Source organism: Rheinheimera sp., assembly GCF_036568245.1.
Taxonomy (GTDB): Bacteria; Pseudomonadota; Gammaproteobacteria; order Enterobacterales; family Alteromonadaceae; genus Alishewanella.
Genome location: NZ_DATCSY010000385.1, coordinates 1 through 5684 on the forward strand (window position 1 = coordinate 1; position 5684 = coordinate 5684).

Genomic DNA, 5684 nt, shown 5'->3' on the forward strand with positions numbered 1-5684 from the left:
TATCGCAATACCGGCTATTTCAGTTAACTATCGCCGCCGACGATGTATTGTTTCTCAGTCAAACCAATCTACCAGCTAACTGGCAACAACAACCTGCCAGCATCGACACCGCCCGTATTGGTGACAACTGGCTGACACAACAAGCCAGCCTTGCATTGTCTGTACCCAGTGTTATCGCACCACGAGAGTACAATATACTACTTAACCCGCTGCATCCACGCTTCGACGCATGCCTGGCAACCGCTACCGAACTGGAGTTTATGCCAGACCCACGCTTAACGCTTTAACCGCGCCAGTAAGCTGGAGGTATCCCAGCGGCCACCGCCCATCTGCTGCACTTCGCTGTAAAACTGATCAACCAGTGCGGTCAGCGGTAAATGGCTGCCATTTTGCCGCGCTTCATTCAGTGCTATGCCTAAATCTTTACGCATCCAGTCGACTGCGAAACCAAAATCGTACTTGCCATCCAGCATAGTCAGCGAGCGGTTTTGCATCTGCCAGGATGACGCCGCACCTTGGGAAATCACTTCTACCACCGCTGCGCCATCAAGCCCGGCATTCTGCGCAAAATTAAGCGCTTCGGCCAAGCCTTGCACCACGCCGGCGATAGAAATCTGATTGACCATCTTCGCCAGTTGCCCTGAGCCTGCTGGCCCCAATAGTTTTGCACAGCGGGCAAAGCTCATAATAGCGCTTTCAGCTTTAGCCATATCGGCACTCTCGCCACCAATCATCACCGTTAATACGCCATTCTCCGCGCCGGCCTGACCGCCGGATACCGGCGCATCTAAAAAGCCCACGCCTTTATCCGCTGCTGCAGTGGCCAGCTCACGTGCTAATTCGGCCGAGGCGGTGGTATGGTCAATCAGTACACTGCCTGAGGACATTGCGGCCAATACACCCTGCTCGCCATACACCACGGAGCGCACGTCGTTATCATTACCGACACACATAAACACCAGCTCCGCTCCCTTCGCGGCTTCAGCTGGCGTGGCAGCCCAGCTGCCACCATATTGTGCCGCCCATTTTTCCGCTTTGGCTGTAGTGCGGTTATATACCGTAACCTGATAGCCTTTCTGCTGCAGATAGCCCGCCATCGGGTAACCCATAACACCTAATCCGATAAATGCGACTTTGCTATTACTATTAATTGACATATTAATGACTTAAAACTGTGACATACTGTGGCGCAAAGCTTACAAAGATATCTGCCTGATTGAAAGCAATTAAAGAAGGGATCAGCATGGCCAATGTTCACCAGTACAAAGTAAAGAATGCACAGGGCAATGAATTAGATTTAAGCCAGTATCGCGGTAAAGTGTTGTTGATTGTCAACACTGCCAGTCAGTGTGGCTTTACACCGCAATATAAAGAACTGGAAGAACTGCACCAGAAGTATCACGACAAAGGTCTGGTGATACTGGCGTTCCCGTGTAACCAGTTTGGTGGTCAGGAGCCTGGCTCTGACAGTGACATTCAGCAGTTTTGTGAACTTAACTATGGCGTGAGCTTTCCGGTAATGGCCAAACTGCTGGTAAATGGCCCGGATGCGTCACCGCTGTTTGAACACTTAAAAGACAGTGCCCGTGGTTTAATGAAAACCCGCGCTATCAAATGGAACTTCACTAAGTTTCTGGTCAATAAAGATGGTGATGTGGTAAAACGCTACGCGCCACGTACTAAACCTTCTGCCATTGCCAGCTCGATAAAAGACTTACTCTAACTTTGATCCAGCGCTAAATATTGCCCATATTTTTACACTAAGCTATACGGCAACAATATGGGAGACCTATCATGAAAGTTGCCGTATTCAGCGCAAAAAAATATGACTGTGACGGTTTTACACAGTGGGCCGACAACAGCCTGCAATTTAGCTATCATGACTGCCGCCTGACCAAATCCAGCGTTAAGCTGGCTGCAGGCTGTCATGCCGTCTGTGTATTTGTAAATGATGAACTTGATGCAGAAGTACTGCAGCAATTATCTGAGTTAGGCATTGAAATGGTGGCGCTAAGATGTGCCGGTTTTAATAATGTTGACTTAACCACTGCCAAAACACTGGGTATCCGCGTTGCACGGGTGCCGGCTTATTCACCTGAAGCCGTTGCAGAACATACCATTGGTATGATGTTGTGTTTAAACCGCAAACTGCATAAAGCCTATAACAGAGTGCGGGACGACAACTTCGCGCTTGATGGCCTGTTGGGGTTTAATGTATTTGGCAAAACGGTAGGCCTTGTTGGGACAGGAAGAATTGGGCTGGCCACCGCCCGTATTTTACATGGGTTTGGTTGCCAGCTGTTGTGCCACGACCTGGTTCAGGCTGAGGAAATACAGCGCCTGGGCGGGCGCTATGTTTCATTAGCAGAGCTTTATGCCCAAAGTGATATTATCAGCCTGCACTGCCCGCTGACCCCAGATACAAAACATCTGGTCAACCATTACAGCATCGGCAGCATGAAAGACGGTGTCATGCTGATAAACACCAGTCGTGGCGCCCTGGTCGATAGCAAAGCCATTATTGACGGCTTAAAAAGCCGGAAAATTGGCTATCTGGGCCTTGATGTGTACGAACAGGAAGCTGACCTGTTTTTTGAAAACCTGTCCGAGCAAATGATTGATGATGAGGTTTTCAAACGCCTGCTGACGTTCCCCAATGTACTGATAACAGGCCATCAGGCGTTTTTTACCAGAGAAGCGTTACAGGAAATTTGTCAGATCACCAGCGACAACTTACTGGCATTTGCCAGTAATACTGAAACCGGTAACGAGCTGGTTAACTGACCATATCTTCCAGCCGCAGCTGCATGAACGCAGCTGCGGCTGGATATCAGCGTGCTCTAGAACGTATATACCAATGATGCCGATGTTTCAGTATCGGTTTTACGTAAATCGCCCTCAGGCCTGGAGTTATAGCGCACGACAAAATTAAAGCGCATTGACAATTTATCGACTATTTTCGCGGTGATACTGCTGCGGCTGAGCAATGTCGAGTTTTCCCCGCCAAGCGAAGTAGAACTCTCCAGCGTCTGGCGAAAACTGGTGGTATCAAACAGCGCATAATCCAGATTAGCGGCCACAAACCATATTGGGCCACTGTTATTGTTACCAGAAGCACTTTGTTGATGCGAAAAACCCGGTCCCGTCTCTAAATCCAGATAGCTGGTCAGCTTTTCATAGAGCCGGTTACCATAACCGACTGCCAAAGCTGCTTGCTCACGAAAAGCACCAAACTTGTCATGTGCATAAGTAGCCCGACCGAAAATCGATTCCCTGCCCTTGACCAGCTTATAGTTACTCTGACCAGTGAAACTGTAGCGGCTGGCCGTTGTCACCTGATCTTTTTCACCGGTATCGCTGTCCGTAACATTATTTTTTTGCAGCAGGCTCTGCAGCTGATAACGATTACGGAAGTATTCCAGATCGTGTACCAGTTCGCTGTTCGCCCGGATAGCAAAAGAGTCTGTATTACCTGAAGTAAACAGGAAGCCAAGTTCTACGTCACCTGTCACAGTACCAAAAAAGCCTATCGGCTGTAATGGCTCTTCGCTGGTGGGTAAACTATCCGTTTCTGCAGCTTGCACCCCATGCAAGCCAAGCATCAGTGCCAAGCTGACGCTTTTTAGGAAAACATGCATTATGTCGCTGTATCACTCCCTTTATAAAAACTTACCCATGAGTCGTGGTGTGTCCACTTTGTTATTTCGTCTTCCGTGACATCTGTATTTTATCAACCCAGATTACCCTGCCCAGTAATGCGGACTGAGTAATAGGGTCATTGGCCGAAACTATTGTGTTTTCTGGCCGTTTTTATTCTGCTGAGCGCTGCTGCACAAAGCTGATAGCAGCAGCTAAACGTTCAAGGCTTCTCTGTTTTCCCACCAGCGCCAGGGTCAGATCCAGTGCCGGAGAGTTTCCTCCACCAGTTACGGCAACGCGCAGTGGCATCCCAATTTTACCCATGCCTACACCGAGTGTTTCGGCAGTGGCATTGATAACCTGATGAATGCTTTCCTGAGTCCAGTCGTTCAGCTCTGCCAGTTTGGCTGCGACTGCCTGTAAAGGTTCCAGCGCAACCGGGCGCAAATGCTTTTTCGCCGCTTCGGCATCAAACTCTGCAAAGTCTTCATAGAAATAGCGACTTACTACAACCATTTCTTTAAGTGTCTTAACCCGCTCAGCCTGAGCCTTTACTAAATCAGTTAACGCTGGGCCATTGCTGGTATCCAGCTGCTGCTCGGCAAGATGCCAGGCCAACTGTGCAGCAACCTGCTCCGCAGGCAGTGTTTTCATATAATGCTGGTTCAACCAAATCAGCTTATCAGTGTTAAAGGCTGAAGGCGCACGGTTACACGCTGATAAGTCAAACAGTTGCACCAGCTCATCTTTAGTGAAAATTTCCTGATCGCCATGTGACCAGCCCAGACGAACCAGATAATTCAGTAACGCCTCAGGCAGGAAGCCATTATCACGATACTGCATCACGCCAACCGCACCGTGGCGTTTTGATAAACGTTTGCCGTCATCACCTAAAATCATTGGCACATGGGCATACTTGGGAATATCAGCACCCAGCGCAGCCAGGATATTCATCTGCCGGGGGGTGTTGTTAACATGGTCATCTCCACGGATCACATGGGTAATACCCATCTTCCAATCATCAACTACCACCGTCAGGTTGTAAGTCGGGGTGCCGTCGCTGCGCGCAATGATCAAATCATCAAGCTCACTGTTGGCAATCTCGATTTTACCTTTGATTAAATCATCAATGACAACGGTACCGGTTTGTGGATTTTTAAAGCGGATAACATAAGGTTTATCGCTTGGATGGTCAGTGCGATCACGCCACATACCGTTATAACGCGGTTTTTCTCCGGCGGCCATTTGTGCCTCACGCATCGCATCCACTTCTTCCACGGTACAAAAACATTTATATGCTTTGCCGTCGGCCAGCAGCTGCGCCACGACTTCTTTGTACAGATCAAAGCGCTTAGTCTGATAGTAAGGGCCTTCATCATAATCCAGACCTAACCAGTTCATGCCTTCTAAAATGGCATCAACAGATTCCTGCGTTGAGCGTTCCAGATCAGTATCTTCAATCCGCAGAATAAACTTTCCGCCATTCTTTCTGGCATACAACCAGCTAAACAACGCGGTGCGGGCCCCACCTACATGCAGGTAACCAGTAGGGCTGGGGGCAAAACGGGTAACAAGAGACATAGTTAATCCATCACAGTGCAATAATGGTGTCTATTGTAACAATGCGCTGCGTAGGATGCACCCGCTAAGGTAGGCTGTTCTGTACAGTTTTCTGTTTACGCAGCGCATAATGTTTACTTTTGCAGCAAGCAAACCGGATTTACTAAAATAATGTTGACAGCTAAATCATGCTCCCTATAATGAGCGCCATCAACCGGCATGGATTGTTAGCTCAGCTGGGAGAGCACCGCCCTTACAAGGCGGGGGTCACTGGTTCGAACCCAGTACAATCCACCATGTTGCGTCTTATCATGAAGAGCATCGCCCGCTCTTTACGACGAGACGGTGGTAACTGATTAAACTCAGTACAATCCACCATCACCTCGTTTTAAACTTGTGTGAAGCCAAAATTTGATACTCCCATGGATTGTTAGCTCAGCTGGGAGAGCACCGCCCTTACAAGGCGGGGGTCACTGGTTCGAACC

The 5684-nt window shown here is 48.8% G+C and carries 6 protein-coding genes and 1 tRNA gene; 4 read left to right on the forward strand and 3 right to left on the reverse strand.

The window, feature by feature from the left end:
- Positions 1-287 (forward strand): RES family NAD+ phosphorylase (locus VIN66_RS17175; RefSeq protein ID WP_331925122.1); only part of this gene is annotated, 287 nt, incomplete at its 5' end.
- Here the strand turns inward: VIN66_RS17175 and VIN66_RS17180 are convergent.
- Positions 276-1157: an NAD(P)-dependent oxidoreductase gene (locus VIN66_RS17180; RefSeq protein WP_331925123.1), complete on the reverse strand. Its 882-nt coding sequence runs from the start codon at positions 1155-1157 to the stop codon at positions 276-278. The genes VIN66_RS17175 and VIN66_RS17180 overlap by 12 nt on opposite strands.
- 86 nt (positions 1158-1243) lie before the next feature.
- Between VIN66_RS17180 and VIN66_RS17185 the strand changes: the two genes are divergently transcribed.
- Positions 1244-1723, forward strand: coding sequence for a glutathione peroxidase (locus tag VIN66_RS17185; protein ID WP_331925124.1), 480 nt, complete (start codon positions 1244-1246; stop codon positions 1721-1723).
- A gap of 71 nt (positions 1724-1794) precedes the next feature.
- Positions 1795-2784: a 2-hydroxyacid dehydrogenase gene (locus VIN66_RS17190; protein WP_331925125.1), complete on the forward strand. Its 990-nt coding sequence runs from the start codon at positions 1795-1797 to the stop codon at positions 2782-2784.
- A 56-nt stretch (positions 2785-2840) separates the two neighbouring features.
- Here the strand turns inward: VIN66_RS17190 and VIN66_RS17195 are convergent, their stop codons facing one another.
- Entirely contained in the window at positions 2841-3638 is a 798-nt protein-coding gene (locus tag VIN66_RS17195; RefSeq protein ID WP_331925126.1) for a DUF481 domain-containing protein, read from the reverse strand.
- A 172-nt stretch (positions 3639-3810) separates the two neighbouring features.
- Complete coding sequence (gltX, locus tag VIN66_RS17200; protein ID WP_331925127.1) at positions 3811-5220, reverse strand: glutamate--tRNA ligase; 1410 nt, start codon at positions 5218-5220, stop codon at positions 3811-3813.
- Positions 5221-5420: 200 nt separating this feature from the next.
- On the opposite strand from gltX, the gene VIN66_RS17205 reads away from it, so the two are divergent.
- Positions 5421-5496, forward strand: a tRNA-Val gene (locus VIN66_RS17205).
- Positions 5497-5684: the final 188 nt, after the last annotated feature.

Coding starts and splice junctions, on each gene's coding strand:
- VIN66_RS17185 (WP_331925124.1), top strand. CDS start 1,244: ATGGCCAATGTTCACCAGTACAAAGTAAAGAATGCACAGGGCAATGAA.
- VIN66_RS17180 (WP_331925123.1), bottom strand. CDS start 1,157: ATGTCAATTAATAGTAATAGCAAAGTCGCATTTATCGGATTAGGTGTT.
- VIN66_RS17190 (WP_331925125.1), top strand. CDS start 1,795: ATGAAAGTTGCCGTATTCAGCGCAAAAAAATATGACTGTGACGGTTTT.
- gltX (WP_331925127.1), bottom strand. CDS start 5,220: ATGTCTCTTGTTACCCGTTTTGCCCCCAGCCCTACTGGTTACCTGCAT.
- VIN66_RS17195 (WP_331925126.1), bottom strand. CDS start 3,638: ATGCATGTTTTCCTAAAAAGCGTCAGCTTGGCACTGATGCTTGGCTTG.